Origin of the sequence: Sinorhizobium alkalisoli (assembly GCF_008932245.1) — a bacterium.
In the GTDB taxonomy this organism is placed as follows: Bacteria; Pseudomonadota; Alphaproteobacteria; order Rhizobiales; family Rhizobiaceae; genus Sinorhizobium; species Sinorhizobium alkalisoli.
In genome coordinates, this window is record NZ_CP034910.1 from 662,091 (window position 1) to 686,265 (window position 24,175).

Genomic DNA, 24,175 nt, shown 5'->3' on the forward strand with positions numbered 1-24,175 from the left:
TCGAAATGCCGTGGAACGCGCCTGCCAGACGCGATTGCGTGGGCGAACCATCCCCGCGGTCAGGTCCCGGTGCGGCGTTTAAGATACCCTATTTCCGCATTCGTCAGCGGGCGGCTTGCCCCTTTGGGCAGGTCACCGAGGATGATATCGCCGATCGACACTCGCAGGAGGCGAAGGCATTCGAAGCCGAGGGCCTCGAGCATGCGGCGGATCTGACGATTGCGCCCTTCCTTGAGTTCTACCTCGATCCAACTGTTGCGATCGCCGCATCTCAAGCGCCGGACCCGTGTGGCCCTCAGCAATTCGCCGCCCTCGCTCACCCCCTCCATCATCGCCCCGGCCGTTGCCTCGTCGAACTGGCCGCGCACCTGGACGTGGTAGACCTTGCCGAGATGGGTCTCGGGATCGAGCAGGCGCTGCGCCAGCACCGTGTCGTTGGTGAAAAGCAGAAGGCCCTCGCTCGCCTTGTCGAGCCGCCCGACGGGGGAGAGGAAGCGGGTGCCGCGCTGGTCGAGGCAGTCGAACACTGTCGGCCGCCCCTCCGGGTCGTCTCGGGTCGTCACGATCCCGCGCGGCTTGTTCAGCATCAGATAGACCTTGGCCTCCGCCGCGATCACCACCCCGTCGACGGCGATCCTGTCCTTCTCGATGTCCACCCAGCGGGACAGGTCCGTGGTGCCGTGGCCACCTACGCTGACGCGGCCCTCTTCGATCAGCCTCTCGGCCTGGCTGCGGGAGCAATAGCCGAGTTTTGAGATCGCCCGCGCGAGCGTCACGCGCTGGCCGGCCCGATCACCGTCCTGTGCGTCTCTGCCGCGCTTCAGCGCAGATGGGCGGCGCCCTTTCACCCGTTCATCCTCCACCATTCGTCGGTCTGTGCATCGAGCCTTCCGAACATCGGCTCCGATTTTCGGGACGATGCGCCAGCGCATCTGATACGACGCGAGGCACTGTGGTTCATCTGGCATAATCCATGATCGGGGGCCAAGAGGAAATCGCTCCGCCGAGCAGGCGCACGCCGCCGTCTGCGCTGGAAATACGCCCTTCCAGCCGAGCGCAAAAAATCTCTAGTAAAAATTTACTGAAAATATTGCCTCCGCCGAGTTTTTGAGAAATACTCCGCCTCCGAGACGTGAGGATCGTCTCGGGACCGTAATCTTGGGAGGAGTTAATGGACAAACTGGTGCGTACCCATCTGCCGCGTATCGCCGGCCTCGCCATTGCGGGCGCGAGCCTCTTGGCCGTGAGCGCGGCGCAAGCGAAGGAAATCACCATCTGGTGCTGGGATCCGAACTTCAACGTCGCCATCATGAAGGAAGCCGGTGCGCGCTACACCAAGATGCACCCGGACGTGACCTTCAATGTCGTTGATTTCGCCAAGGCCGACGTCGAGCAGAAGCTGCAGACAGGTCTTGCCTCCGGTACGGCCGACGCGCTGCCCGACATCGTGCTCATCGAGGACTACGGCGCGCAGAAATATCTCCAATCCTTCCCGGGCGCCTTTGCGCCCCTCTCCGGTACCGTCGACTATTCTGGTTTCGCACCCTACAAGGTCGAGGTGATGACCCTCGACGGTCAGGTCTACGGCATGCCCTTCGATTCCGGGGTCACCGGGCTTTACTACCGCAAGGACTATCTCGAGCAGGCCGGCTTCAACCCGGAGGACATGCAGGACATCACCTGGGACCGCTTCATCGAAATCGGCCAGGAGGTCGAGGCCAAGACAGGCAAGAAGATGATGGGCCTCGACCCGAACGATGCCGGGCTCGTCCGCATCATGATGCAGTCGGCCGGGCAATGGTATTTCGACAAAGAGGGCAAGCCGAACATCACCGGCAACGCCGCGCTGAAGGCGGCGCTGGAGACGATCGGCAAGATCATGTCCGCCAACATCTACAAGCCGGCCAATGGCTGGTCCGACTGGGTCGGTACCTTCACCTCCGGCGACGTCGCTTCGGTCGTGACCGGCGTGTGGATCACCGGCACCGTCAAGGCACAGCCGGATCAGGCCGGCAAATGGGGTGTCGCGCCGATCCCGGCTCTTTCCATCGAGGGCGCCACCCATGCTTCGAACCTCGGCGGATCGAGCTGGTACGTGCTTGAAAGCTCCGAGGAAAAGGCCGAGGCCATCGACTTCCTCAATGAAATCTATGGCAAGGACATCGATTTCTACCAGACGATCCTGCAGGATCGCGGTGCCGTCGGCTCACTGCTTGCGGCTCGCGGCGGCGCGGCCTACGAGGAGGCCGATGCCTTCTTCGGCGGCGAGAAGGTCTGGCAGAACTTCTCGGACTGGCTGGCGAAGGTGCCCTCGGTAAATTATGGCATCTTCACCAACGAGGCCGATCTCGCGGTAACTGCGCAATTGCCCGCCCTGACCCAAGGCACCCCGGTCGATGAGGTGCTGCAGGCGATCGACGCCGAGATCGCCGGGCAGATCCAGTAATCGCGCCGGTCGGATTGCGACCGCTCCCGGCCGTGGCGCTCGAGCCACGGCCAGTGACTTCCCATGTTCATGAGGTTGACGATGGTTCAGGCGCGCCGCGGCGGCATCGGCCGGTATTATGACGTCAATGGCTGGCTCTTTGTCGCGCCGGCGCTCGGGCTGATCGCCATTTTCATGGTCTACCCGATCCTGTGGTCGCTCTGGATGTCCTTCCAGGCCGGCCGCGGCATGACGATGCAGTTCGCAGGCTTCGCCAACATCGTCCGCCTCTGGAACGATCCCATCTTCATCAAGGCGCTTACCAACACCATGACATATTTCGTGGTGCAGGTGCCGATCATGATCCTTTTGGCGCTGATCCTGGCGTCGCTTCTTAACAATCCGCGCCTCGTCGGCCGCGGCCTGTTCCGGACCGCGATCTTCCTGCCCTGCGTCACCTCGCTCGTGGCCTATTCCGTGCTCTTCAAGGGCATGTTCGCCCCCGATGGCATCGTCAACTCGACGCTCCAGGCGATCGGAGTGATTGCCACGCCCATTCCGTGGCTGACGCATCCTTTCTGGGCGAAGACGCTCGTCATCATCGCGATCACCTGGCGCTGGACCGGCTACAACATGATTTTCTATCTCGCCGCCCTGCAGAATATCGATAAATCGATCTACGAGGTTGCCCGCATCGACGGCGTTCCGGCCTGGGCGCGCTTCACCCACATCACCATTCCGCTGCTGAAACCGGTGATCCTCTTCACCACGGTGATCTCGACAATCGGCACGCTGCAGCTCTTCGACGAGGTGTACAACCTGACCGAGGGCAAGGGCGGCCCCTCCAACGCGACGTTGACGCTCTCGCTCTACATCTACAATCTGACCTTCCGCTTCATGCCGAGTTTCGGTTATGCGGCGACGGTCTCCTACGTCATCGTCGTGCTCGTCGCCCTTCTTGCCTTCCTGCAGTTCTTCCTGGCACGGGAGCGCGACCGATGAGGACGAAACCCACGAACATACTCCCGGCGGTTCTCACCTATGGCTTCGTCGGGCTGATGGCTTTCCTCTCCGTCTTCCCGTTCATCTGGATGGTGCTCGGTGCCACCAATGCGTCGATCGACATCATCAAGGGCAAGATGTTGCCGGGTGAAGCGCTGGCGACCAATGTCGCCAATTTCTTCACGCTGGTGAACGTGCCGCTCGTCTTCTGGAATTCGGCGAAGGTCACTATTCTCGCGACGGTGCTAACGCTCGCCGTCTCGTCGCTTGCCGGTTACGGCTTCGAGATCTTCCGCTCGCGCCAGCGCGAACGGCTCTACGGCGCCATGCTGCTGACGCTGATGATCCCGTTCGCGGCGCTGATGATCCCGCTCTTCATCATGATGGGTAAGGCCGGCCTCATCAACACCCATATCGCCGTCGTGCTGCCGACGATTGGCTCTGCCTTCGTCGTCTTCTATTTCCGGCAGAGCACCAAGGCGTTCCCCTCGGAACTGCGCGATGCCGCGAAGGTGGACGGGCTCAAGGAGTGGCAGATCTTCCTTTATATCTACGTGCCGGTGATGCGCTCCACCTATGCGGCGGCCTTCATCATCGTGTTCATGACCGCATGGAACAATTATCTCTGGCCGCTGATCGTCCTGCAGTCCAACGAGACCAAGACGATCACCCTGGTCATCTCCTCGCTCGCCTCCGCCTACTATCCCGATTACGGCGTCGTCATGGTCGGCACGATCCTCGCGACGCTGCCGACGCTTGCCGTCTTCTTTTTCATGCAACGACAGTTCGTCCAGGGCATGCTGGGCTCAGTCAAATAGGAACGATGATGCGCTCTGTTATCTCCTTCAATGATGAATGGGTCTTCTCGGAAGGCTTCGCGGATGCCGGCACGCTGAGGAGCGGTGAGCCGGTAAGCCTGCCGCACAATGCGGTCGAACTTCCCTTCAACTATTTCGACGAAACGTGCTACCAGCGCGCCTTCACCTATCAGAAGGTGCTTGCCTGGCGCCCGGAATTCGAGGCCCGGGAAGTCTCGCTCGTCTTCGACGCCGCGATGGCGGACGCTGTCGTCTATCTCAACGGTGAGGAGGTCGTCGCCCACAGGGACGGCTATACGCCTTTCGAGGCGCGGCTGACCGGACGGCTGCGCACCGGCGACAATCTGATCACCGTCAAGATCGACGGAAGCGAGAATCCGGAGATCCCGCCCTTCGGCGGACGGATCGACTATCTCACCTATGCCGGCATCTACCGCGACGTGTGGCTCAAGGTCACCGACGCGGTGTCGATCGCCAATATCAAGGTCGAAACCCGCGACGTCTTGAACGACACCAAGTCCGTCGGCGTTCGCTGCGATCTGGCAAACCCGCAGAGACTCAGCGTTGCGGGCACGGTGACGGCGCTCCTCAGGGACGCCCAGGGTGAATTGCTGGCCGAAGCGGTCGGCGAAACACACGGCGAGGGTGTTACGCTTGAGATGACGGGCCTTACGGGCATTTCGCTCTGGGATATAGACAATCCTGTGCTCTACCGGATGGAGATCCAGCTCCGGACCGATCACGGCCGCGACCTTCATTCCGCGCATTTCGGTTTCCGCACGGCGCAATTCTCTGCGGAAGGCTTCCGCCTCAATGGGCGGTCGCTGAAGATACGCGGCCTCAACCGCCACCAGGCCTTTCCCTATGTCGGCTACGCCATGGGCCGCACGGCGCAGGAGCGCGACGCGGAGATCCTCAAGCACACGCTTCACTGCAATCTGGTGCGCACATCGCACTACCCGCAGTCGAAATGGTTCCTCGACCATTGCGACCGCATCGGCCTCTTGGTCTTCGAGGAAATCCCCGGCTGGCAGCACATCGGCGGCGAGGAATGGAAAGAAGAGGCGATCCTGAACGTCCGCCGTATGATCGAGCGCGACTGGAACCATCCATCGATCGTCATATGGGGCGTGCGCATCAACGAATCCCAGGATTCCCACGATTTCTACACCGAGACCAATCGGCTTGCGCGCGAGCTCGACCCGACCCGCCAAACGGGAGGCGTACGTTACATCACCGACAGCGAGTTCCTCGAAGACGTCTATACGATGAACGACTTCATCCTCGGCAATGAGGAACTGCCCGGCTCGAACCGTCCGCGCACGCCCTTGCGCCCACAGCAGGAATGCACCGGACTTCCGCGCAAGGTGCCGTACCTCATCACGGAATTCGGCGGCCACATGTATCCGACGAAGATCTACGACCAGGAGCAACGGCAGGCCGAGCATGTGCGCCGCCACCTCGAGGTGCTGAACGCTGCCCATGGCGATGCGAGCATTTCCGGCGCCATCGGCTGGTGCATGTTCGACTACAATACCCACAAGGATTTCGGTTCCGGCGACCGGATCTGCTATCACGGCGTGATGGACATGTTTCGCGAACCGAAATTCGCGGCTTACGTTTATGCGAGCCAGTGCGACCCGTCGGAGGAAGTGGTGATGAAGCCCGTGACCTTCTGGGCGCGCGGCGAACGCAATATTGGCGGGGTGCTGCCCTTGATCGTGCTCACCAACTGCGACAAGGTCGAACTGAAATATGGCGCGCTCACGAAGCGCGTCGGCCCGGACCGCGAGAATTTTCCACACCTGCCGCATCCGCCCGTCATCATCGATCATCGCCACTTCACCAAGGACGAGCTCGGCGTCTGGGGCATGAAGTGGGAGAGTGCGGAATTCACCGGTTTCCTGGCCGGCGAAGCGGTCGCCCACCTCCGGATTGCCGCCGATCCGGTGCCGATGACGCTGAAGCTTCAAGCGGACAGTGGCACGATCCGCGCCGAAGGTCGCGACAGCGTCCGCGTGATCGTCCGCGCCCTCGACCAGGTCGGCAATGTCCTGCCCTTCCTGAATGACGCCGTCGATGTCTCCGTGCAGGGGCCGGCACGCCTAATCGGTCCGAGCCGGCTCGTCTTTCAGGGCGGCTCTACCGGCTTCTGGTTGGAATCGACGGGAACTGCGGGCGAAATTTTGGTGACCGTCGCGTCGTCACGGCTCGGCACCACGAAGCTCAAGCTGTCCGCCGAGGCGGAAGGAGCAGCCGAGGCATGAGCGAGCTGCAACTCACCGGTGTCCGCAAGGCCTATGGCGGCCTCGAAGTCATCAAGGGTGTCGACCTCGACATCAAGACGGGCGAGTTCGTCGTCTTCGTTGGGCCGTCCGGCTGCGGCAAGTCGACCCTGCTCCGCATGATTGCCGGGCTTGAGGATATCACCTCCGGCGATCTCACCATCGACGATATCCTCGTGAACGATGTCGACCCGTCGAAGCGCGGGATCGCCATGGTCTTCCAGTCCTATGCGCTCTATCCGCATATGACGGTGCGGGAGAATATGGGCTTTGCCTTGCGTTTTGCCGGTGTCCCCAAGCCTGAGATCGAGAAGCGGGTGAAGGAAGCCGCCAACATCCTGGAGCTCGAGCCGTTGCTGGACCGCAAGCCGAAGCAGCTCTCCGGCGGCCAGCGCCAGCGCGTGGCGATCGGCCGCGCGATCGTCCGCCACCCGAAGATCTTCCTCTTCGACGAGCCGCTTTCGAATCTCGATGCGGAACTGCGCGTGCACATGCGCATCGAGATCGCAAGACTGCACAAGCAGCTTGCCGCCACCATCGTTTACGTCACGCATGACCAGGTCGAGGCGATGACGCTGGCCGACAAGATCGTCGTTTTGCGCAGCGGTGTGGTGGAGCAGGTGGGCTCGCCCCTGGAACTCTATGACGACCCCGCCAATCTCTTCGTTGCGGGCTTCATCGGCTCGCCAAAGATGAATTTCCTGAAGGGCATGATCGAGATCGGCGGGGATGGGCGGGCCTATGCACGACTGCCGGACCATGGCAATGAGAAGATCACCGTTAACCCCAAGGGTCTCAAAGAGGGGATGCCGGTGACGATCGGCATCCGGCCCGAGCATTTCAAGGAGGATGGTTCGGCGAGCCTCGATCTGACGATCGACATGCTCGAGCATCTTGGCGGCGAAACCTTCGCCTATGCCCGCCATGGCAGCGGCGAATTGATCGTGATTGAGACGAAGAACGGCCGAGGCCTCAAATCCGGCGATCGCATCGCGGCACGATTTGACCCGGCCTGCGCGCTTGTGTTCGACGAGCGCGGAAAGAGGATGCGGTAGCGGACGGGTCGGCGGCCGCGCCGACCGCGAGACGGGGGACGCGGCAGCTTCTTTCACCGCAGCAGCCGGCGTTCAAGCAGGGTTGCATGTCCCGCCGACCATCGAGAAGGGCCAGAGTGCATCAATCGGCCGCCATTCGTCTCGACGGGCAGGTCCGGGCTTGGATCATTCAGACACGAGCCGGCCCCGTGGACGAGCGTTCGACCAGATGGCAGGCGAGTTCCAGCCGGCGGGGCGGAAACGGCAGGTTGGAAAGGCTGTCGCGCAGGAGGTCGAGGGCAGCCGAGCCGATCTCGCGCATCGGAATGTGCATCGTCGTCAGCGGCGGATTGAGGAAGGCGGCCTGCGGCAGGTCGTCCATGCCCATTACCGAAACATCGCGTGGCACGTTGTAGCCCATTTGCTGGATGCCAAGCATGGCGCCGACAGCGAGGCTGTCGCCGGCTGCGAGGACGGCAGTGAAATCCAGCCCGCGCTTCTCGATTCGCGAAACAATGGCCTGCGTCGCGAGTTCCGGCAGCCAGTCATCAACCGGGACGACAAGGTCCGGGTCGGCCGGAAGACCGCGGTGGAGCAGTGCATCCCGCCAGCCCTCATAGCGACGCTCGATGGTGCGGCGGCCGGGCCGCATGAGGAAGAGGATGCGCTCGTGACCGAGGCCCATCAAGTGATCGGCGGCAAGCCGCGCGCTCGAGCGGTTGCATGGTGTGACGCTCGACAGCCGCATGAACGGGTCGTCGCCGTTGAGCAGCACGACCGGCTTCTCGAAGTCGCGTGTCGCGGCCAGGAGCGCCTCGTCGTCGATGGTGAGGAAAAGGAGTCCGGCGATCTCCGGGTCGCCCTTTGCCTCCTTGAGCAGGGTGAGTTCCTCGGTCTTGTCGGCAATGGGCCGGGTAATGATCTCGAGACCGAGGGCCTGCGCCCGCTCCTTCAACCCGTCCAGCACGTAGAGTGTGAACTGGTTGCGCACGTAGTCGAGCATCGCGGCGCTTGAGGCGGCGAGAATGACCTTCTGGCCCGCGACAGCGGTCGGAATGACGTAGTTCGCGATTCTCGCTGCCTCGAGCACCTGCTGGCGGATGTCCGGACGCACGCCCTTTTCTCCGGCCAGGGCTCGCGAGGCGGTACTCAACGAAACGCCGCAGGCCGCGGCGATATCCTCCAGCCGCACGCGGCGGCTCTTCCTGCCCCGTTTACCCGGCAGCGGTCTTACAGCCATCGCACCATCTCCAATACCGCCATCATGAGAAAAATTTTCAGATTGCGCAAGAAAAAACATCGTGCATTATTTTCTCATGGAGCCGCCCACCGGCATGGGCGAATGGGAGGAATGCCATGGCCCCGGACGGCCGCGATATTCGGGAGGGCCTCGACCGCCTTGTAACCGGCATGACCGGCCTCAAGCATGACGGCCGCTTCCACGAGCCGAACCTCGACGGCACGGCCGGCGACTACATCAGCTTCGATAGCTGGGAATGGCCGCAGGGCGTCGGACTTTACGGCCTCATCCGGCTGTGGCTCTTCACCGAGCGCGACGACCTGCGCCAGCTGGTGGAAGAATGGTATTCCGACCGGCTCGTCGCCGGGCTTCCCGAGCTCAACGTCAACACGACGGCGCCGATGCTCGGCCTGTCGGTTCTTTGGGAACGGACGCGCGACCCCCGCTGGCAGCCGGTGCTCGACAATTGGGCGAGCCGCGTGATTTCGCAAATGGGTCGCACCCAGGAAGGCGGGTTCGAGCATCACGTCTCCGACAAGGTCAATGACAACGAGCTCTGGGACGATACGCTCTACATGGTGGCGCTGTTCCTCGCCTCCTATGGCCAGGCAAGCGGTCGCCAGGAACTGGTCGATGAGGCGTCGCGGCAGTTCCTCGTTCATGCCCGCTATCTCGCCGACACCCGCACGGGCCTGTGGTTCCATGGCTGGACCTTCGATGGCCGGCACAATTTTGCGGAAGCCCGTTGGGCGCGCGGCAACGCCTGGATCACGGCCGGCATACTCGACCTCTTCGATCTGGCGGAGATAGCAAAGCCGGTGAAGGACTACCTGCTGGGCGTGCTCACGGCCCAGGTCGATGCCTTGCTGCCGCTTCAGACGACGTCCGGCGCTTGGCGCACCCTGCTTGACGATGCCACCTCCTATGAGGAGATCTCCGCCACGGCAGGCATCGGCTACGGCCTCCTGAAGGGGTATCGTCTCGGCCTCGGTACGCCGGCATGGCGAAGCGCCGGACTGAAGGCGCTGCAGGCGGTAATGAGCAACATCGACGAGACCGGCACGGTGCTCAATGTCTCCTATGGCACCCGCATGGGCCACGACCTGCAATTCTACAAGGACATTCCAATCCAACCGACGGGTTACGGACAGGCCCTGGCGATCCTGTGCCTTTCCGAGGCCCTGCAGCACGTCGGAGCAGAGGGACAATCGGCATGACGATGAAGGTTTTGTATGGAGCGTCCCCCGAGGATGTCAAAGGCTATGATACGGAGCGCCTTCGCAGCGCATTCCTTATCGCCGATCTCTTTGCGGCGGATGCGGTCAACTTCTCCTACACCCACGTCGATCGCCTGATCCTCGGCGGCGCGATGCCGGTCGAAAAGAGCCTGACCTTCGGATCGGGCGCGGAGATCGGCACGCCCTATCTGCTCTCTGCGCGCGAAATGGGCATTGCCAATCTCGGCGGCAAGGGGACCGTGACCATCGACGGCAAGGCTTTCACGCTGCAAAACCGCGATATTCTCTACGTCGGCCGTGGTGCGAAGGAAATCACTGTAGCGAGCGCTTCCGCGGAGGCCCCTGCGCGGTTCTACATGAACTCCGTTCCTGCCGGGGCGGATTTCCCGCATCGCCTGATAGCCAAGGCCGAAGCAAAGCCGCTCGACCTTGGCGAGGCGCGCCGGTCGAACAAGCGCCGGCTGGCGATGTATATTCATCCCGAGGTGGCACCGTCTTGCCTGCTTCTCATGGGCATCACCGACCTTGCCGAGGGCAGCGTCTGGAACACCATGCCCCCGCATGTCCATGAACGGCGGATGGAGGCCTATTGCTACTTCGACATGGCCGACACGGACCGGGTGATTCACCTGATGGGCAAACCGGAGGAGACGCGCCATCTCCTCATCGCAAACGGCGATGCCGTGCTTTCGCCGGCCTGGTCGATCCACATGGGTGCGGGCACCGGACCTTACGCCTTCGTCTGGGGCATGACCGGCGAAAACCAGGAATATAACGACGTGGCCCCGGTGGCTCTGGCGGAACTGAAATGACCACAACGACATCACATATCAAAAAGGTGCTGAAGCCGGGCGAGGCGGTCCGCTACTGGCAGCTCGGTGCTGTCGCTGAAGAACGTTTCGACGTGCCGGACGCCCCGATGAAAGGGGAAATGGACCCGTTCTTCTTCCTGACGAAGCACAAGAACTTCATTCCGCACGAATATCCCTGCCGCACGATCTTTGCCGAACGCCACCGCGGAAACCGACCCGACATACGTGGCGCATTCCATGCCGCGCGGTGGTGGTTGCCCTTCGGTTCGCCGCGGCTTGACCTCTCGGGCTTCTGGTTCCGTCCGACGCGTCTTGCCAACTGGGCGCGCACCTTCATCGAAGCGGACGCGGCCGGAGAGGCGAAGGTTCGCCTCGGCACCTGCGGCGGCGCTGTCCTGTGGCTGAACGGCTCCGAAATCGGCTGGATGGCGCCCTACAGCCGCAATCTCGAGGCAAAAGCGGAATTCGACCTTCCCTTGAACGCGGGCCTCAACGAGATCACCCTGTTCTTCGACGATCTTGCCGAGCGCGACGCCCGCTATTTCATCCAGCTCGACTATCTCTCGGGCCCGAGCGCCGCCGTCGCGGTGCCGGTTCCCTGCACCGGGGAGGCTGCGGATGCGGTCGAAGCCGCGCTCGACGGCATGCATTTCGACCGGCCCGCCTATTTCGACGGCGACATGACGCTGATCTTCGCCGCCCCCTTACCGATGGACGTCAAGGTCGACGTCGCGGTCGAGGGCGACTTCATGTCGACGGAACGTTTCGATTACGGCTTCGTGCTCAAGGCGGGCGAAACCCGCCTCGTCGTCGGCCCCTCGCGCGACATGCCAGCCGACTTCCGCCATTTCCGGATGACGCTCGACGCGGAAGGTTTCGTCGCCTCCCGCTCGATTGGCGTCGAAATCTGCGATTCCGTCCGCCAAGGCAACGCACCCGCGTCACTTGCGGCACGGATCGACGAGACACTCGACGAGATTTCTGAGTTCTCCGAGCGCGACACGGTGCGCGCCTTCGCGCGGCTGGCAAGCGGGCGCGGCGGTGCGGACACGGACGCGATGATCGAGGAAATCCTGCCCTCGATCGAGGACTGCCACGACTGCGCCGACTTCTCCCTCGTGCCGCTCATCTGGTCGCGCACCGCCTGGGGCACGGAGATTGGCGCGGCGACCCGCACGCGCATAGACCGCGCCATCCTCGGCTTCCGCTACTGGATGGACGAGCCGGGCAACGACGTGCAGTGGTATTTCTCCGAGAACCACGCGCTGCTCTTCCACACCTCGGCCTATCTCGCCGGCAACCTGCTGACGGACAAGACCTTCCTGCGTTCCGGTCGCAAGGGCGCCGAGCAGCGCGCCGTCGGTGCCGCCCGCGTGCGGGCCTGGCTTGACCATTTCGAAGCCTGGGAAATGGCGGAGTTCAATTCCGCCCCTTATTTCCCGATCGACCTCAAGGGTCTGACGGCGCTCGCCGCGCTGGCGCCTGATGCCGACATTGCCGAGCGCGCCAAGAAAGGCATCGTCCGGCTCTGCGAGATCGTCGCGCGCTGCGCCCATCACGGCATGGTGACGGCGGCGCAGGGGCGCTCCTATGAGCACACGCTCTGCGCCGGCCGGTCGCTCGAGCTTTCGGGCGTTGCCCGCCTGCTCTGGGGCAAGGGCTGGTACGGCCGGCGCGTGCACGCGCTGCCGCAGCTTGCCGTCTGCCTGCGCGACCACGGCCTGCTGATTCCGGAAGCTTTCGAGGCCGTCGCGAACCATCGCGCCGAGGCGCATCAGGAATGGTGCTTCTCTCAAGGCGAAAACCGCTTTGCCGCGCTCTATCACTACAAGAGCCGCGCCTTCGCCATGGGCTCGGCCGCCCACTACCGCTGGAACGAGTGGGGATACCAGGAGACCGTGCTGCATCTTCGCATCGGCGAGCGGCCGGAGGCCGCCGTCTGGATCAACCACCCCGGCGAGACGATCCAGTTCGGCTACGGCCGTCCGTCCTATTGGGGCGGTTGTGGCTCGCTGCCGCGCGCCCATCAATATCGCGGTCTGGCGGTGCTGGACTTCACGACGGTCGACGAACAGGCCGACTTCACCCATGCCTGGTTCCCGGTCGCGGAGTTCGACGAAAGCAGCGTCAAAGGCAATCTCGCTCTTGCCCGCAGCGGGTCCGGTGCCGTCCTTCTCAGGGGCAGCGCCCCGTTCGAGAGCGTGACCGTAGGCCCGTCCGCCAATGTCGAACTGCGCCAACGGGGCCGCAGGACCCGCTGGATCGTCCGCGTCTGCGAATCATCAAGCCTTGCGGAGGTCGAGGCACGCTTCGCGGCTCTTTCCGTGGAAGAAGAGGCCGACGGAACGCTTGTCGTCAACGATCCCGATTATGGGCCGGTGCGGTTCCGAGCGGATGGCTCGGCAGAAGCGGAAGGACGCATCATCGTACCGAAGGCATTCACCGTCGCCGGCGAGGCGACGATGCTATCGGCAGCATAGCCGGCATGAGCCGCCTGTATGGGGCAGGCGGTTTTGAACGCAGCGGGCGGGAGGCCCGCTTCAGGGAGGAGAACGATCATGACGAAGACCAAGACCATTCTGGCGGCGCTCGCCGTCGGGCTTCTGGCATCCACGTCGGCCCTTGCGGGCGACGTTCGCATTATGTGGTATTCGGACGGCGTCGAAGGTGAGGTTCTGAAGGACCTGCTCGATCGCTTCATGAAGGAGAATCCTGGGATCAACGTCATCCTCGACAACGTCTCCTACAGCGTCGTGCGCGAACAGCTTCCGGTGCAGCTCGAGGCCGGCGACGGGCCGGATATCGCTCGCGTGACGAACCTCAAGGCGCAGAGCCAGCATTGGCTCGACCTGCGCCCTTTGGTCGCCGATGCGGCCTACTGGGATGAAAACTTCGGCGCGCAGGCCGATTGGATGCGGCCGGACGGCTCTAACCAGATCTCCGGCTTCATGACGCAGATTACACTGACTGGCGGCTTTGCCAACAAGACCCTGTTCGATCAAGCGGGCGTCGCCATTCCGGGCAAGGACGCGACCTGGGACGACTGGGCGAAGGCTGCCAGCGAAGTGGCGCAGAATCAGCAGGTCCCCTTCGCGATGGCACTCGACCGCTCCGGCCACCGCCTGACCGGTCCGGTCCTCTCTTTCGGCGCGAACTTCATCGGCGCGGACGCCAAGCCCGCTCCGCTCGATCAGGGCTCCAAGGATTTCCTCACCAAGTTCATCGGCTGGATCGAAGACGGGACGATGAGCAAGGACGTCTGGGTCTCGGCCGCGGGCTCCACCTACCGGGCGGCTGCCGACGACTTCATCAACGGCCAGCTCGTCTACTATTATTCCGGGTCGTGGCAGGTGCCGAACTTCTCGACGAAGATCGGCTCGAACTTCGACTGGGTCGCGACCGGCAGCCCCTGCGGCTCGGTCAATTGCACCGGCATGCCGGGCGGCGCAGGCCTCGTCGCGATCAAGTACACGAAGAACCCGAAGGAAGTCGCGAAGGTGATGGACTATCTCGCCCGCGAAGACATCGTGAAGGAGTTTTCCGAGCGCACGCTGTTCCTGCCCGCGCACAAGGGTCTTCTGGCGAAGGGCCTCGACTTCAAGACCGATGACGCCCAGGCGAAGGAAGCTCTCAACGTCTTTGTCTCCTCAACCGGCTCCCTGTCCGAGCTCGCCCAGAAGCTGCCGGGCTGGTTCTGGTCCGATACCTTCTACGGCGCCATGGTCACCCGTGTCAGCCAGGCCGCTGCCGGGGAAATGTCGGCCGACGAAGCCTTCTCACGCATCGACGCGGACATCGCGGCCAAGGTGAAGGACTCCGGCCTCTGACCAGGCCGATCCGCGAGGCGAACCAACCTCGGACATCCGCCGGCGGCATGACGCTGCCGACGGCACCGGGATGCGGTCACGGTCGCCCGCCGCCGCTATCGGCGGGCCTGGGAGGGAAACCGACATGAGAATGGACGAATCCGGCAGATCCGGTTTGGGCCAGATCGCCATGATGCCGATACACTTCCTTATGGGCGTTCTGGATGCGCCGTTGCGCTGGCTGCAGCGGGCTACCGGCATCAATGGCATGGCGGCGTTCTTCCTGCTGCCGAACATGATGATCTTCGGCGTCTTCGTGCTGCTGCCATTCTTCATCAACTTCGCCTATTCGATGACCGGCGGCACCGCCCTCTTCCTGCCGGACCGCAGCTTCGTCGGCGCGGACCAGTATGCGCGGCTCTTCGACTGCGGAAGCTATATCGATCCTGGAAGCTGCGCGGAGGACACGTTCTGGACCGCGGTGCGCAACACCGGCTGGTTCGTCGTGCTCCAGGTCACGCTGATGATCCTCGTCTCGCTCGTCACCGCGCTGATTCTCAACCGTGAGCTGATGGCGCGCAGCTTCTGGCGTGCAGTCTTCTTCTTCCCGGTCCTCCTGTCGCCGGTCGTTGTCGGCCTCATCTGGAAGTGGATACTCCAGCGCCAGGGCCTCCTCAATTTCGGCCTTTATAGCCTCGGCTTTGACCCCTATGTCTGGCTCAACGACCGCAACTGGTCGTTTGCCGCGACCATCGGCGTGTCGATCTGGGCGCATATGGGCTTCTACACGCTGATCCTGCTTGCCGGTCTTCAGGCAATCCCGAAGGACCTCTACGAGGCCGCGGAAATGGACGGTACGCGCCCGGCGCGCGCCTTCTGGCGCATCACCCTGCCGCTGCTCATGCCCAACCTGCTCGTCGTCGTCGTGCTCGTGCTCATCCGCGCGGTGCAGATCTTCGACGAGGTCTACGTGCTGACTGGCGGCGGTCCTGGCACCAGCACGCTCTATCTCACGCAATATATCTACGAGACCGGCTTCGCGGCGCAGCTGCGCAATCCCGGCCTTGCCGCCGCCGCCTCCATCCTCATGGGCGCCGTGCTCGTCGTGCTCACATTGCTTCAGCTCGGCCTCGGCCGCTCGGAAAAGAAGGGAGGCCGCAAATGAGCGCGATCGTACGCTTTCTCACTCGCCGCCGGGGCGGCAAGGGCTGGCACTGGACCGATATCGTCACCTGGGCCTGGCTGGTGGGCGGTCTCCTCATCATGTTCGGCCCGGCCGTCTGGCTGGTCGGCTCGTCCTTCAAGTCGCCGGCAGCGCTTGCCGAATTCCCGCCGACGATCCTGCCCTATGTCACGCAGAAGGTGACGGTGGAGGGTTACGACAAGCCGCTCGACCTCTACGAGGCGACGCTCGAGGACGGCAGCACGGTGGTACTTGCCGAAGTGCGCCGCATCGGCGTGACGAGCCAGATGGTCGATCCGGCAAAGCCCGGCGAGATCATCAAGGTCAACATCGCCAAGCGCACGCCGGTGCGTGAAATGTCCTTCGCGACGGCAAATTACACCGAACCCTTCACCCATTTCGACTTCGTGCGCTACCTCTGGAACTCCGTCTTCGTAACGGTAACGGCGACGCTAATCACGCTCATCGTCAACTCCATGGCCGCCTTCGCGCTCAGCAAATACGAGTTCCGCGGTCGAACGGTGGCGATGCTCGTGATCCTCGCCACGCTGATGGTGCCGCTCTCCGTCATCATGGTACCGCTTTATTCGATCGTCTCGGCGCTCGGCCTCTTCAACAATCTCTGGGGAGTAATCCTCCCGACGGTAGCGACGCCGACCGGCGTCTTCATCCTGCGCCAGTACATGCTGACCATTCCGGACGAGCTCGTCGATGCCGCGCGCATGGACAAGGCGTCGGAATGGCAGATCTACTGGCGCATCATCCTGCCGCTGACGGCGCCAGCGTTGGCCGTGCTTGCGATTTTTTCCGTCGTCTGGCGCTGGAACGACTTCCTGTGGCCGCTGATCGTTCTATCCCGCAAGGAGCTCTACACGCTGCAGGTCGGTCTCAGCATCTATTCCGGTGAGCTGAACGTGCAGTGGCACTTCATCCTCGCCATGACCGTCGTGACAATGATCCCGGTCGTGCTGGTCTTCATCTTCCTGCAGCGCTTCATCACCACCGGCATCGCCGGCACCGGACTGAAATAGGGGGCATCATGGGCCATATCAAGCTCACCAATGTGAAGAAGTCGTTCGGCGCCGTCGACGTCATCCACGACATCAATCTGGAGATCGAGGACGGCGAGTTCGTCGTCTTCGTCGGCCCGTCGGGCTGTGGCAAGTCCACGCTGCTGCGCATGATCGCCGGCCTCGACCGGCCGTCGAGCGGTGATCTTGCCATCGACGGCAAGGTGGTCAACACCGTGCCGGCCGCCGACCGCGGACTTGCCATGGTCTTCCAGTCCTATGCGCTTTATCCGCATATGAGCGTGCGCCAGAACCTCGCCTTCGGCCTCGAGAACACCCGCATGCCGAAGGACGAGATCGCCGCACGCATCGCCGAAGCGGCCCGCATGCTGGAGATCGACAGCTATCTCGACCGCCGCCCGGGCCAGCTTTCGGGCGGTCAGCGCCAGCGCGTCGCCATCGGCCGCGCCATCGTGCGTCGGCCCGTCGCGTTCCTGCTCGATGAGCCGCTGTCGAATCTCGACGCGGAACTGCGCGGCTCCACCCGCGCCGAGCTTGCCGCGCTTCACGCGCGCCTTGCCGCGACGATGATCTACGTGACGCACGATCAGGTCGAGGCGATGACGCTGGCCGACCGCATCGTCGTGCTGCGCGCCGGGCGCATCGAGCAGGTCGGCACGCCGCTTGAACTCTACAATCGTCCCGCCAACCGCTTCGTCGCCGGCTTCATCGGCTCGCCGCACATGAACTTCCTCGAAGGCACCGTGGAATCGACTCACTCGTCGCGGGCAATCACCACGCTTGCCGGCGGCCATCGGCTGGAAGTTCCGGTTGGCAGCGCTGCGGTGACGAAGGGCGCGCGCATCGCTCTCGGCGTGCGACCGCACCACATCGCGCTCGGCGGCGAGGCCAGCATCCCCGCGAAGATCCGGCTGGTAGAATCGCTCGGCGCGGAAACCGTACTGCATGCTGACGTCGCCGGGCAGAAGGTTCTCGTCGTCGCTCCCGGCCAGCATCATCTGGAGCCGGGCGCCGACATCGGCCTGTCCTTGTCTGCGGCACCCATCCATGTCTTCGATGACAAGGGGCTTCGCCTTGACCACGCTCTTTGACCTTGCCGGCAAGACCGCGCTCGTGACGGGCGCCAGAACCGGCCTTGGCAGGGGAATGGCGCTCGCGCTGGCGCGAGCGGGCGCCGACATCGCCGCGATCGGCTCCACGGAAATGCCCGAGACGGAAACGCTTGTCCGCGACGCGGGCAGGCGTTTCCACGTCCAGAAGGTCGATCTCTCGAAACCGTTTGATGCGGCCGCCGTCATCGGCAATGTGGCTGGCGCCTTTGGCGGCATCGACATCCTCGTCAACAATGCCGGCATCATCCGCCGCGCTGATCTGCTCGACTACAAGGAGAGTGATTGGGACGACGTTCTCGACGTCAACCTGAAGTCTGTGTTCCTGCTGTCGCAGGCCGCCGCCCGTCACATGATCGCGACGAAGCGGCCCGGCCGCATCGTCAACGTGGCCTCTATGTTGACCTTCCAGGGCGGCATCCGCGTGCCGGCCTATACCGCCTCCAAGCACGGTATCGCAGGCCTGACCAAGGCGATGGCAAACGAGCTTGCACCGCACGGCATCACCGTCAACGCCATTGCGCCAGGCTATATGGAAACGGACAATACCGAGGCACTGCGCCATGATCCCGATCGCAACGCGCAGATTTCCGCGCGCATTCCGATAGGACGCTGGGGGACGCCAGACGATCTGGCCACCGCAGTGCTGTTCTTCGCGGCGCCCGCCTCGTCCTACGTGACCGGCACCGTGCTGCCGGTCGACGGCGGTTGGATGGTGCGGTAGTGAATATCCCAAAACCTTCGAGGTTTCGACCGGGGTGATCTACACCTGGCGGCGGCAAGCTTGGTCCGGCAGGCCGGCCGGCCGTTCTGCCGGTCAAGCTCGTCGACTCTGCCGGATGGGCGCTCACCTTTGTTGCGCTGGCGGGGTCCTGGACAGGCTGAAAGGGCTGGTCAGCATTGCGCAGCAGCCGCGATCATCACCTGAACCCCAACTGAACGGCGTCTTCAGCCTCCGTTCGAACGGCGTGATCTACAAAGAAGCCGTTCAACACGCGGCCCGTCCGCCAAAGGAGACGCTGTCATGATCCGCAAATCCATCGCATCCGCCCTTTTCGTTCTCGGCAGCATTGCCGCTGCTGTTCCCGCGTCGGCGAACGACGTGCGCATCGAGCAATATGGCTGGTCGAACTCGGCCGGCGGCGCCCAGGGCGGCTACAGAAACCGTATCCGCGTCTATCAGAACGGCCGCTACAACACGGCGATCGGCCAGCAGGACGGCCGCCGCAATCTGTCCGCCATCGGTCAGGAAGGCAATCGCAACTACGGCGCTACCTATCAAACCGGCAATCGCAACGTCGCCGGCGTCGGCCAATTCGGCTCCAATCACAACGCGATCCTCACCCAGGACGGCAACGGCAATGTCGCTGCCGGCGTGCAGGTGGGCCGTGGCTGCGACGCCAATGTCAGCCAGGGCGGCCGTGGCAATGTCGCCGCCTTCGTCCAAACCTGCCCGTGAGGAGGCGAGCCATGCCCCGCATCGCCGATCATCCCCGCCGTGCCACGGCGGCACTCGCTCTGGTCCTGCTCCCGGCCGTCGCCTTGGCGGCCATGGGAGCCGCCGGTCAGGCCGACGGGCCGGTGCGCTGCGAGATCCGTGTCGCTCCCGAGGGCACGCTGATGACGCTGGAGGCGCTGGTCCACGCCGATAAGAACGTGAGCGGCACCTATTCCTTCCGCGTCAAAAGCGCCGGCCGTATGGGCGGCACTGATATCGAGCAGGGCGGCGCCTTCGATGCCGCGCCCGGCCGGCCCGCCGTGCTCGGCACCGTCGCGCTCAGTGCGAACGGTGCCGCCTATGACGCGGCGCTCGACGTGACCGTCCGTGGCAGCAATGTCAGCTGCACCGAGCGCGTCGGAGGCAGGAAGTGAAATTCAAACAGCGGCCATCACGCGTCTGACAAGACGCGCCGGCGCCGCAGGGAGGTGGAGTTCCGATGACCCGCAACAAGTTCAAGACCCTGATCGCCGCGTTCCTCGCAGCCGGTCTCAGCCAGCCGCTATTGTCTGCGCCGGCCCATGCCGGAGGCTCGGTGTCGCTCACCTATGCCCCGGCGACCGCCCAAAATGCCGGTGTCCTGGCGACAGGCCTGCGCGCCTACTCGCTCTATCGCGGCTGGCGAAGCGCCAGCATCCGCCAGTCGGGCGACGGCAATGCCGCCGGGATCGGCCAGAACGGCCGCGGCAATCTCGGCATCATTCGGCAAAAGGGGAGCGGTCATTCGGCCATCCTGCAGCAGAACGGCGACGATAATGCCTACGGCATTTTCCAATACGGCAAACGCACCGCCGCCAATATCGAGCAGAACGGCAATGGCGGCAGCGGCGTCACCCTCAGCTACGGTTGGTGACCCGTCCCAGGCGACGTGGCCGAACGGCATTCATGTCACGATTTTGCTACGTGTAGTGATATTAGTCGAGTCAAGTTCTTGAGATGGCAATTCGCTGTTGCGGGGCTGGCTTTCCCTCATTAACCAATCCTGAACCGCCTTGCCGGCGTCAAAAGGCTCTGCCTTTTGAGAACGTAGCAGGTAATAGCCATGTTCGGTGCAGATATTCAGATCTCCCTGTGGCCGGACCAGTTTCCCCTGATCCAAAAACGAATCAACGAGATGACGCCAGCCAAGTGCAATCCCCAGTCCGTCGATGGCGGCCTGTATCGAATGCGAATAGGTGTTGAATACCACTGCCTGTTCCAACTCGGTCGCCGCGTGTCCGGCCTTTGCCAGCCAGGCTTTCCAATTCATCCATTCGGTATGATTCGATGACACCTCGATCAGATCCAGCCCGGACAATGACGAAAGATCGCGTGCGGTCGGGTTGGCCTCAAGATAGTCCGGTGAACATATTGGAAAGATCGACTCGTCGAACAGCAGTTGAGAATCATAGCCCGGCCAATTGCCGTCGCCCCGCAAAATCGCCAAGTCGACCGATTCTGACAGGCATTCCTCGTCGTTATCCGAGGCAACCAGCATGATCCTGACATGCTTGTTCGCGCGGTTGAATTCCTGCAGCCTCGGCATCAGCCAGAGCGAGGCAACTGAATTGGTCGCGGCGAGTTTTACCGGCTTGTCCTGATATTCCGCAATGATCTTGCGCGAAGCGTCGCGCAATGTCTGAAGCGCCGGCTGAATTTGACTCAGAAAGGATATCCCCTGCGCCGTCAGGATGATCGAGCGAGGACCGCGGTGAAACAGCGGCACGTCATAATGCAACTCTAGCAGTCGTACTTTGCGGCTGATTGCAGTCTCGCTGATATTCAACTTTTTTGACGCGCTGACAAAGCTCTGGTATTCGGCTGCGGCCTCGAACGCCAATAGATAGTCCAGCGGCGGCAAAGACGGGTTTCCCTTGGCCATACTTTGTCCCTGAGATTAGGCGGGAAACGGAGCCGATTGCATGACCTTTTGCAACAAGTGACTGGTCAGTGGGCGCATCCGTTTTGCCGCGAATTTCTTTGGGCATAGCGTATCAAAAAAATATTCAGAGAAAACCGCGTTTCGCACCACTATGCCTGGGTATCCGGCTGAAACGTTTCCGGCTGCAATAAGAGCTTGAATACAAGGTCTCGCGGAGAGGAGGACTGCCAATGAATGTCCAAGCCATTTTTCCAACTCCGACGTCCCGCGCAGGCGTTCTGACGCCCGGACTGCCGCTTCTGCCACATGGGATGGAGCGTCATCCCGTACCGGGCGGTGGCAGTAGAGCGGTCCGGATAGAGCAGGGGGATGAGATTACGGTGCAGGACCGCGAAGGCCTGCAACCGGTGGAGGTCATCTTTTTCGCGCCGAGTGGCAATTCGGATGCAGGGATGCTGGGGCTGAGAGGTGGGCGCGATCCCAAGGCGCTGAAAACTGCTTTGCTGGGCGATATTTCGGGCAAGCGCGTGCTAAAGGCACTCAACGCTGCCGGTTTCGACATTGGAAAGGCTGACGGGGCCGTACTCTTCGAAGCGGGGTCACGACCGGGCGATTATGTCAGCTTCACGGCTTCCTGCGATGGGCTTTTGATCGTCTGTGCGGCGGGCGGTGCGATGGAGCCCCATGAGCAATGGGCCCCGACCGAGGTGGTGCTGTATGTGCGCCGTAGCAATCCGGACCGCGCCAGGGAAAACCTCGCCCCCCCTGATCCACTGGCCGACCCGCTGCTGGACCTCAATATCCAGCCCGGCGAGGCAAATGCATACGAGGTGCGCAAGGGTCAGTTCATTCAGGTGCTGGACGTGAAGGGCCGGGAATGTTCCGATTTTCAGGCATTTTCCCTGCGCGCACTGGATCGCGGTCTCGAACGCGAGATCGACCCCACGACGACGCGGTCGCTGATGGGCTCGCTCTATCCGCAACCGGGGATCTACTCGAAATATTTCTCTGTTGATCATGAGCCCCTGGTGGAGATCGTGCGCGATACCGTCGGGCGACACGACACGTTCGGATTGGCTTGCACGGCGCGCTATTACGAGGATCTGGGATATCCCGGGCACGTCAACTGCTCGGATAATATCAACATCGAGATGCTTGCGCATGGTATCCGTCCCCGTGGGGGCTGGCCGGCGATCAATTTTTTCTTCAACACAATGCTGGATGATACCCACGCGATCAGCATGGACGAACCCTTTTCACGTCCCGGCGATTATGTGCTGCTGCGCGCGCTGACCGATCTGGTTTGCGTCTCGACCGCCTGTCCTTGCGACGTGGACCCGGCCAATGGCTGGAATCCGACGGATATTCAGGTTCGCACTTACGAAAAAACCAACGAATTCAGTCGATCGATCGGCTGGCGCAAGACACCGGAGGCGGATGTGGAAGAGACGAAGAAAACGGGATTTCATGATTGCTTTGCGCGTTACACCCGGGATTTCAGGGAATATGCGGGCTATTGGTTGCCCAATCAGATGACCAACCACGGTGCGATCGCCGAATACTGGGCGGCGCGGGAAAAGGCCGCGGTGATGGATCTCAGTCCGCTGCGCAAATACGAGGTGACGGGCCCGGACGCCGAGGCGCTGATGCAGCTGTGCGTTACCCGCGATATCAAAAAGCTTGCCGTCTCGGGCATTGTCTATACCGCCATGTGCTACGAGCATGGTGGGATGATAGATGATGGCACGGTCTTCCGGCTGGGAGCCGAGAATTTTCGCTGGATCGGCGGCAACGACCAGTCCGGTTTGTGGCTGCGCAAACAGGCTGAAGAGCGCGAGTTGAACGCCTGGGTGCGTGCCTCGACCGATCATCACTGCAACATCGCGGTGCAAGGCCCGCTTAGCCGGGATATTTTGAAACAGGTGATCTGGACGCCGCCGCAGCAGGCTACGGTTGAGGAACTTCCTTGGTTCCGCCTGACCATTGGGCGGATCGGGGATTTTCACGGCCCTGCAGTTGTGGTCAGCCGTACCGGATATTCCGGCGAGCTGGGCTACGAGGTGTTCTGCCATCCAAAGGACGCCGAGGCGGTATTCGATGCAATCTGGGCGGTGGGAGAACCCATGGGAATGATTCCTCTGGGGCTGGCCGCGCTGGACATGCTGCGGATTGAGGCGGGGTTGATCTTTGCCGGTTCGGAATTCGACGATCGGACTGATCCAATGGAGGCGGGCATTGGCTTTACTGTTCCGCTGAAGACCAAGGAGGACGATTTCATCGGTCGTGCGGCACTGGAACGGCGCAAGGCGAATCCGCAGAAGAAGCTGGTCGGGCTGGAACTGGATGGCGGCATCGTGCCGGCACCCGGAGATTGCGTGCACGTCGGCAAGCCTCAGATCGGGGTAGTGACCTCGGCGGTGAAATCGCCAACACTGGGCAAGGTCATTGCGTTGGCGCGACTGGATGTGACCTATGCCGAACTGGGTCATCGGGTCGAGATCGGTCGGCTTGATGGCAATCAGAAACGCCTTCCGGCTACCATCGTTCCCTTCCCGCATTTCGACCCCAGCAAGGAACGCGTCAGGGGGAACTATTGAAACATGGACTTAATCCCTGTCTGCGACCGGCAGACAGCTCCGCTGTGAGCGCGCATATTGCCCGCGCGATGTTTGGAGGACCCCTCTGCGGCTGAATTCATTCATATTCCAGTTGCGATCCGCGGACTTATAGGTGCATCCGACCATATCACCTGGCCGGATGCACCTTGAGCGCGTTTGGTGGTGCCGGGCCTGATTGGACCTTGGCTCCACGGGAAACGCTACCCAGAGGCGCG

Annotated in this window: 20 protein-coding genes; 17 read left to right on the forward strand and 3 right to left on the reverse strand. The window is 62.6% G+C overall.

Going from position 1 to position 24,175, the window contains the following annotated elements; all coding sequences use genetic code 11:
* Positions 1-59: 59 nt before the first annotated feature.
* Positions 60-848, reverse strand: coding sequence for a pseudouridine synthase (locus EKH55_RS20750; protein WP_246231966.1), 789 nt, complete (start codon positions 846-848; stop codon positions 60-62).
* Positions 849-1,171: 323 nt separating this feature from the next.
* On the opposite strand from EKH55_RS20750, the gene EKH55_RS20755 reads away from it, so the two are divergent.
* From EKH55_RS20755 to EKH55_RS20775, 5 genes are all read left to right on the forward strand, one after another.
* A complete protein-coding gene (locus tag EKH55_RS20755; protein ID WP_151612936.1) occupies positions 1,172-2,446 on the forward strand; it encodes an ABC transporter substrate-binding protein in 1,275 nt (424 codons plus the stop codon).
* A gap of 81 nt (positions 2,447-2,527) precedes the next feature.
* Positions 2,528-3,427: a carbohydrate ABC transporter permease gene (locus EKH55_RS20760; protein WP_069457231.1), complete on the forward strand. Its 900-nt coding sequence runs from the start codon at positions 2,528-2,530 to the stop codon at positions 3,425-3,427.
* Positions 3,424-4,245: a carbohydrate ABC transporter permease gene (locus EKH55_RS20765; protein WP_151612938.1), complete on the forward strand. Its 822-nt coding sequence runs from the start codon at positions 3,424-3,426 to the stop codon at positions 4,243-4,245. The genes EKH55_RS20760 and EKH55_RS20765 overlap by 4 nt, the downstream gene beginning before the upstream one ends.
* An 8-nt stretch (positions 4,246-4,253) precedes the next feature.
* Positions 4,254-6,512, forward strand: coding sequence for a glycoside hydrolase family 2 protein (locus tag EKH55_RS20770; RefSeq protein ID WP_151613900.1), 2,259 nt, complete (start codon positions 4,254-4,256; stop codon positions 6,510-6,512).
* Complete coding sequence (locus tag EKH55_RS20775) at positions 6,509-7,585, forward strand: ABC transporter ATP-binding protein (RefSeq protein ID WP_151612940.1); 1,077 nt, start codon at positions 6,509-6,511, stop codon at positions 7,583-7,585. The genes EKH55_RS20770 and EKH55_RS20775 overlap by 4 nt, the downstream gene beginning before the upstream one ends.
* Before the next feature lie 169 nt (positions 7,586-7,754).
* Here EKH55_RS20775 and EKH55_RS20780 read toward each other — a convergent pair whose 3' ends face one another.
* Positions 7,755-8,804: a LacI family DNA-binding transcriptional regulator gene (locus EKH55_RS20780; protein WP_151612942.1), complete on the reverse strand. Its 1,050-nt coding sequence runs from the start codon at positions 8,802-8,804 to the stop codon at positions 7,755-7,757.
* A gap of 116 nt (positions 8,805-8,920) precedes the next feature.
* On the opposite strand from EKH55_RS20780, the gene bglB reads away from it, so the two are divergent.
* From bglB to EKH55_RS20835, 11 genes are all read left to right on the forward strand, one after another.
* Positions 8,921-10,021 carry a beta-galactosidase BglB gene (bglB, locus tag EKH55_RS20785; RefSeq protein WP_151612944.1) on the forward strand — a complete coding sequence of 367 codons (1,101 nt, stop codon included), beginning with the start codon at positions 8,921-8,923 and terminating at the stop codon, positions 10,019-10,021.
* Positions 10,018-10,854 carry a 5-dehydro-4-deoxy-D-glucuronate isomerase gene (gene kduI / locus EKH55_RS20790; RefSeq protein WP_151612946.1) on the forward strand — a complete coding sequence of 279 codons (837 nt, stop codon included), beginning with the start codon at positions 10,018-10,020 and terminating at the stop codon, positions 10,852-10,854. Before bglB ends, kduI begins: the two co-directional genes overlap by 4 nt.
* Positions 10,851-13,334 (forward strand): hypothetical protein, encoded by a 2,484-nt coding sequence (locus EKH55_RS20795; protein WP_069457226.1) that lies wholly within the window; start codon positions 10,851-10,853, stop codon positions 13,332-13,334. The genes kduI and EKH55_RS20795 overlap by 4 nt, the downstream gene beginning before the upstream one ends.
* A 78-nt stretch (positions 13,335-13,412) precedes the next feature.
* Positions 13,413-14,681, forward strand: a complete 1,269-nt coding sequence (locus tag EKH55_RS20800; protein ID WP_151612948.1) for an ABC transporter substrate-binding protein — start codon at positions 13,413-13,415, stop codon at positions 14,679-14,681.
* A 130-nt stretch (positions 14,682-14,811) separates the two neighbouring features.
* Positions 14,812-15,825 (forward strand): carbohydrate ABC transporter permease, encoded by a 1,014-nt coding sequence (locus tag EKH55_RS20805; protein ID WP_425353218.1) that lies wholly within the window; start codon positions 14,812-14,814, stop codon positions 15,823-15,825.
* Positions 15,822-16,874, forward strand: a complete 1,053-nt coding sequence (locus tag EKH55_RS20810) for a carbohydrate ABC transporter permease (RefSeq protein ID WP_151612950.1) — start codon at positions 15,822-15,824, stop codon at positions 16,872-16,874. The genes EKH55_RS20805 and EKH55_RS20810 overlap by 4 nt, the downstream gene beginning before the upstream one ends.
* Positions 16,875-16,882: 8 nt before the next feature.
* Positions 16,883-17,965, forward strand: coding sequence for an ABC transporter ATP-binding protein (locus tag EKH55_RS20815; protein WP_069457222.1), 1,083 nt, complete (start codon positions 16,883-16,885; stop codon positions 17,963-17,965).
* Entirely contained in the window at positions 17,931-18,707 is a 777-nt protein-coding gene (gene kduD / locus EKH55_RS20820; RefSeq protein WP_069457221.1) for a 2-dehydro-3-deoxy-D-gluconate 5-dehydrogenase KduD, read from the forward strand. Before EKH55_RS20815 ends, kduD begins: the two co-directional genes overlap by 35 nt.
* Before the next feature lie 300 nt (positions 18,708-19,007).
* Positions 19,008-19,442 carry a curlin gene (locus tag EKH55_RS20825; protein ID WP_069457220.1) on the forward strand — a complete coding sequence of 145 codons (435 nt, stop codon included), beginning with the start codon at positions 19,008-19,010 and terminating at the stop codon, positions 19,440-19,442.
* An 11-nt stretch (positions 19,443-19,453) separates the two neighbouring features.
* Positions 19,454-19,855, forward strand: a complete 402-nt coding sequence (gene csgH, locus EKH55_RS20830; protein ID WP_151612952.1) for a curli-like amyloid fiber formation chaperone CsgH — start codon at positions 19,454-19,456, stop codon at positions 19,853-19,855.
* 65 nt (positions 19,856-19,920) lie between these two features.
* Entirely contained in the window at positions 19,921-20,334 is a 414-nt protein-coding gene (locus EKH55_RS20835) for a curlin (protein WP_151612954.1), read from the forward strand.
* A 30-nt stretch (positions 20,335-20,364) separates the two neighbouring features.
* Here the strand turns inward: EKH55_RS20835 and EKH55_RS20840 are convergent, their stop codons facing one another.
* Positions 20,365-21,342, reverse strand: coding sequence for a LysR substrate-binding domain-containing protein (locus tag EKH55_RS20840; RefSeq protein WP_151612956.1), 978 nt, complete (start codon positions 21,340-21,342; stop codon positions 20,365-20,367).
* A gap of 230 nt (positions 21,343-21,572) precedes the next feature.
* Between EKH55_RS20840 and EKH55_RS20845 the strand changes: the two genes are divergently transcribed.
* Positions 21,573-23,939: a trimethylamine N-oxide demethylase gene (locus EKH55_RS20845; RefSeq protein ID WP_151612958.1), complete on the forward strand. Its 2,367-nt coding sequence runs from the start codon at positions 21,573-21,575 to the stop codon at positions 23,937-23,939.
* The last annotated feature ends 236 nt before the right edge of the window (positions 23,940-24,175 follow it).

Bases quoted from the DNA above. Each gene is read 5' to 3' on its own strand.
- EKH55_RS20825 (WP_069457220.1), top strand. From the start codon at position 19,008: ATGATCCGCAAATCCATCGCATCCGCCCTTTTCGTTCTCGGCAGCATT.
- EKH55_RS20845 (WP_151612958.1), top strand. From the start codon at position 21,573: ATGAATGTCCAAGCCATTTTTCCAACTCCGACGTCCCGCGCAGGCGTT.
- EKH55_RS20755 (WP_151612936.1), top strand. From the start codon at position 1,172: ATGGACAAACTGGTGCGTACCCATCTGCCGCGTATCGCCGGCCTCGCC.
- EKH55_RS20800 (WP_151612948.1), top strand. From the start codon at position 13,413: ATGACGAAGACCAAGACCATTCTGGCGGCGCTCGCCGTCGGGCTTCTG.
- EKH55_RS20770 (WP_151613900.1), top strand. From the start codon at position 4,254: ATGCGCTCTGTTATCTCCTTCAATGATGAATGGGTCTTCTCGGAAGGC.
- csgH (WP_151612952.1), top strand. From the start codon at position 19,454: ATGCCCCGCATCGCCGATCATCCCCGCCGTGCCACGGCGGCACTCGCT.
- EKH55_RS20835 (WP_151612954.1), top strand. From the start codon at position 19,921: ATGACCCGCAACAAGTTCAAGACCCTGATCGCCGCGTTCCTCGCAGCC.
- EKH55_RS20815 (WP_069457222.1), top strand. From the start codon at position 16,883: ATGGGCCATATCAAGCTCACCAATGTGAAGAAGTCGTTCGGCGCCGTC.
- EKH55_RS20805 (WP_425353218.1), top strand. From the start codon at position 14,812: ATGGACGAATCCGGCAGATCCGGTTTGGGCCAGATCGCCATGATGCCG.
- kduI (WP_151612946.1), top strand. From the start codon at position 10,018: ATGACGATGAAGGTTTTGTATGGAGCGTCCCCCGAGGATGTCAAAGGC.
- EKH55_RS20760 (WP_069457231.1), top strand. From the start codon at position 2,528: ATGGTTCAGGCGCGCCGCGGCGGCATCGGCCGGTATTATGACGTCAAT.
- EKH55_RS20775 (WP_151612940.1), top strand. From the start codon at position 6,509: ATGAGCGAGCTGCAACTCACCGGTGTCCGCAAGGCCTATGGCGGCCTC.
- EKH55_RS20810 (WP_151612950.1), top strand. From the start codon at position 15,822: ATGAGCGCGATCGTACGCTTTCTCACTCGCCGCCGGGGCGGCAAGGGC.
- kduD (WP_069457221.1), top strand. From the start codon at position 17,931: ATGACAAGGGGCTTCGCCTTGACCACGCTCTTTGACCTTGCCGGCAAG.
- EKH55_RS20780 (WP_151612942.1), bottom strand. From the start codon at position 8,804: ATGGCTGTAAGACCGCTGCCGGGTAAACGGGGCAGGAAGAGCCGCCGC.
- EKH55_RS20795 (WP_069457226.1), top strand. From the start codon at position 10,851: ATGACCACAACGACATCACATATCAAAAAGGTGCTGAAGCCGGGCGAG.
- EKH55_RS20840 (WP_151612956.1), bottom strand. From the start codon at position 21,342: ATGGCCAAGGGAAACCCGTCTTTGCCGCCGCTGGACTATCTATTGGCG.
- EKH55_RS20765 (WP_151612938.1), top strand. From the start codon at position 3,424: ATGAGGACGAAACCCACGAACATACTCCCGGCGGTTCTCACCTATGGC.
- bglB (WP_151612944.1), top strand. From the start codon at position 8,921: ATGGCCCCGGACGGCCGCGATATTCGGGAGGGCCTCGACCGCCTTGTA.